Source organism: Cytophagales bacterium (assembly GCA_019456305.1).
In the GTDB taxonomy this organism is placed as follows: Bacteria; Bacteroidota; Bacteroidia; order Cytophagales; family VRUD01; genus VRUD01.
In genome coordinates, this window is record VRUD01000118.1 from 2,965 (window position 1) to 7,901 (window position 4,937).

Below are 4,937 nucleotides of genomic sequence, written 5' to 3' on the forward strand. Positions count from 1 at the left end.
CCAAAATCCCATCTTATCGTATCAACACCAGTTAAGAAATTGAAAAAGTTTACTGTTAACGGGTGACATCCCGTGTCATTAGGAAACATTGAAAAGTCGGCCGTCACGTTTGGATATACTAAAATTGGTATGGTAAACGTATCTGTGCAGCCATCGCTGTTTTCTGCTATTAGATCCAATTGATAAGTTAAAGAATCAGGAGTAGTATTTTCATAAATATGAGTTATTGTAGTTATTGGCGTTGTATCTAATGTATTTCCATCACCAAAATTCCAATGTAATGTACTAACGCCTGAAGATGCGTTAGTAATAGTAATCGTATCAGGACTGCAAACTGTATCAATATCGACACTAAACAAAGCATCTGGCTTTGGATGTACACAGACATTCTTTTTAGTTGTATCGCTGCATCCATACTGAGATAGAACGGTCAGCTCAACAGTATAGCAAGTATCAGGTCCGGTAATGGATAGGTTATTAAATGTGTGTGTTATTGTATTGCATGATGTATCGGCCGGGCTGCTATCACCGAAGTCCCATTTACACGTATCTGCTCCAACAGAAGAACTAAAAAAGTTTATAGCAAAAGGGTGGCAGCCGGTATCTTCGGGGAATGTAAAGTTAGCTACAATATTGGGATATACCAAAATTGCTTGTGTAAAGGTATCAGTGCAGCCATCAATGTTCTTTGCAATCAGCTGTAAGGTATAAGTTACCGGACTGCCTGTAGTATTGTCATAGAGATGTGTTATTGTAGATATAGCTGTTGTATCTAACATATTTCCATCACCAAAATTCCACAGTAAGCTGTCAAATCCCAGGGAACTGTCGGCTATTGTAATTGTAAAGGGGCTGCAGACGGTATCATCACTCACACTGAACAGCACAGATGGCTCTGGATGCACGCATACATTTTTATTAATGGTATCATCGCATCCATATTGAGAAACAACGATCAGTTCAACTACATAACAAGTATCAGGTCCGGTAACGGTTGTATTAACAAATGTATGTGCCGGATTACAGATTGTATCAGAGCCTGCATCACCAAAATCCCATTTACATGTATCGTCTCCCTGCGAATTATTGAAAAAGGTTACAGTAAATGGATGACAGCCCGTATCATTGGGGAGCATGTTAAAATCGGCTACAATATTTGGATAAACCAAAATTGGCAGAGTAGATGTATCCGTGCAGCCATCGCTGTTTTTTACAATCAACTTCAAAATATAGGTAACAGGGCCCGGATTCGTGTTGTTATAAGTATGTGTTATAGTAGTTATAGCAGTGGTATCCAACGTAAATCCATCGCCAAAATCCCACAAAATGCTATCAAAACCCACAGAACCATCAGTTATTGTAATTGTAAACGGGCTGCAAATCGTATCATCACTAACACTAAACAGCGCATTGGGCTTCGGATGCACTACTATTTGTTGTATGGCAGTATCTTTACATATGGGGAATCCGGTAGCGATTAACATAACAGTATAAGTAGTATCAACGAATGTATCAGTATTGGTAAAAATATAGGAAGGATTTGATAGTGTAGAATCAGTATTAAATGTTATGCTGTCATAAGAGAAATCCCATTGATAACCGCCTATGGCATTTGTAGAGAGATTCTGTAAATTTACCGTGTAAGGATGACATCCATGTGTATCTGGCAAAGCAACAAATGTTGCGGTAACCTTAGGCAAAAGTGTAAATTGTCTTGAGCTATCCCTGCTGCATCCATTACTGGTAAGGATAGTGATAGATGGATTATAAAACTGGACGCTATCAGTAGGGTTAGTATAAGGGTGGGTAATGCAGGAATCTACGGTAGTTGTATCAAATGTATTGTCTCCAAAATTCCAGTAGTAGGTAGCGCTGCCTGAATGTGTAGCGTAAACACAAATTTCATTATTTAAAGGATGACAGCCAATAGAATTTACAAAAAATGTATCAATAACAGGCTTTGGATGTACCACCACATTCTTTTGTATTGTATCCACTGCACCAAAATTATTAAGAGCGACTAAAGTAACAGTAAAAGTACTATCACTTGTTGAAGGGGGAGGATTTAAAAATGTATGTATTGGATTGCAGGCTGTATCAATGGGACTTCCGTCACCAAAGATCCATCTACAACTGTCCTCCCCAGTTGAAAAGTTAAAAAATGTAACTGTAAATGGATGACAACCCGAATCATTGGGGAACATGGCAAAGTCGGCATTAACTGACGGATCTACACAAATTGAATCCCTCAACGTATCAGCACATCCACTGTCGGTAACAGCAATTAGCTCCACACAGTAACAAATTGTGGTATCTGAATTGTTTGTATAGGTATGAGAAAATGTAGAATCAGTAGTAGTATTTTCAAATCCGTCACAAAAATCCCAGTGAAGGCTATCATAAGTTAATGCGAAATTTGTAATCGTTACAATAAGGGGCTCAAAACCCGAAGTAGGAGCAGCAGTAAAATTTGCAGTTGGCTTTGGATGCACCGTTACAGTTTTGCTGATCGTATCGGACTCACAACCGAACGATGAGATTGTTATTAACTGAACAGTATAAGTGCTATCAACAGATGGATCTGAATTTGTATTGGTAAAGGTATGTGATGGGTTATTGATTGTAACAATCGGGCTTCCATCTCCAAAATTCCACTTGATCGTGTCAGCTCCTGTTGGAAAGTTAAAAAATGGTACTGTAAATTGATGGCATCCTATCGAATCAGGCATGGAGAAGTCTGCCGTTATATTGGGATAAACTAAAATTGCCCGGGTAAAAATATCAGTGCATCCATCGCTGTTCTTTGCAATCAACTGTAACGTATAAGGTACCGTATTGACTGTAGTATTGTTATAGAAATGCGTGAAAGTTAACGAATCGGCAGTAGTTGTTGTATCAAAAGTACCGTCTCCGAAATTCCAGAATAAAGTGTCATAGCCGGTTGAGCTATGTGTTATTGTATCTGTAAACGGGCTGCAAACCGTATCATCGCTTACGCTAAACACCGCACTGGGCTTTGGATGCACTACTATTTGTTGTATGGCAGTATCTTTACATATGGGGAATCCGGTAGCGATTAACATAACAGTATAAGTAGTATCAACGAATGTATCAGTATTGGTAAAAATATAGGAAGGATTTGATAGTGTAGAATCAGTATTAAATGTTATGCTGTCATAAGAGAAATCCCATTGATAACCGCCTATAGCATTTGTAGAGAGATTCTGTAAATTTACCGTATAAGGATGACATCCATGTGTATCTGGCAAAGCAACAAATGTTGCGGTAACCTTAGGCAAAAGTATAAATTGTCTTGAGCTATCCCTGCTGCATCCATCATTAGTAAGGATAGTGATAGATGGATTATAAAACTGGGCACTATCAGTTGGGTTAGTATAAAGGTGGGTAATGCAGGAATCTACTGTGGTTGTATCATAATTATTGTCACCAAAATCCCAAAAATAAGCAGCGTTACCCGAATGTGTAGCCGAAATACAGATTGTATTATTAAGTGGATGACAACCAAAAGAACCTACAGTAAATGTATCAATAACAGGCTTTGGATGTACCGTTACAGTATGAGTGATCGTACCTGAAGCACAACCAAATTGTGAAATTGTTACTAATCGAACAGTATAAACACTATCGGTGTCGGGTGAAAGGTTTCTAAATGTATGTGTGGGAGCCGGAGTTGAATCAATGGGACTGCCGTCTCCAAAATCCCATCTTATCGAATCTGCTCCTTGAGTTAAACTGACAAAATTAACAGTAAGTGGATGGCAACCCGTTGTATCGGATGGGATAAAGCTGGCTGTGATATCAGGATAAACCGTTACTGAACGTGAAAGAGTGTCCGTACAGCCATCACTATTTTGTACAAGCAAGGTGGGGTTGTAAGGTACCGGATTAGCTGTAATATTGGTATAAATATAAACAATAGTAGAGTCACCCGAGCTCGTATCAGAGTTGTTATCACCAAAATCCCAATAATAAACAGACGCACCTGAAGCCGCACCATTTAAAGTGATCGTTAAAGGCGAACAGCCATCTGTTGTATCTACAGTAAAGGTATCAATTACCGGCTTTGGATGCACCGTTATGGAATCCCGGATTGTATCTGAACCGCAGCCAAACGCTGAAATAGTTACCAACTCAACGGTATAGGTACTATCACCGCTGGTAGCTGTATTTGTGAAAATATGAGTAGGGTTTTGCTGCATACTGGTATCCCCATCTCCAAAATCCCATTTTACCGTATCTGCGCCAGGCGTGAGGCTGGTAAAAGTAACCACAAATGGATGGCAGCCAGTATCTTCTGACATGATAAAGCCGGCAGATATATTGGGATAAACTAAGATGGGTTTTGTAACCGTATTGGTGCAGCCATCGGGGTTCTTAGCAATCAGTTGCAATATATAGGTTCTTGTGCTGCTGGTAGTATTGTCATAGGTATGTGTGATAGTACCTCCTGCATTCGTATCTAAAGTATTTCCATCGTCAAAATCCCAGAATAAGCTGTCAAATCCCGTTGAGCCGTCAATGATTGTAATTGTATCCGGGCTGCAGATAGTATCTCTACTCACGCTAAACTGTGCATTGGGCTTTGGATGTACTGTTATAGTATCACTGACCGTAGCAGATGCGCAGCCGGAATTTGAAATGGTTACCAATGTAACAATATAGGTACTGTCACCGATAGTAAATGGATTTGAAAAGGTATGCGAAAAAGGGATGTTTGGTGGTGTTGTGGTTAAAGCGCTGCTATCCCCGAAATCCCATTTTATCGTATCAGCGCCTGGCGTCAGGCTGGTAAAAGTAACCACAAATGGATGGCAGCCAGTATCTTCTGACATGATAAAACCGGCAGATATATTGGGATAAACTAAGATGGGTTTTGTAACCGTATTGGTGCAGCCATCGGGGTTCTTAGCAATCAG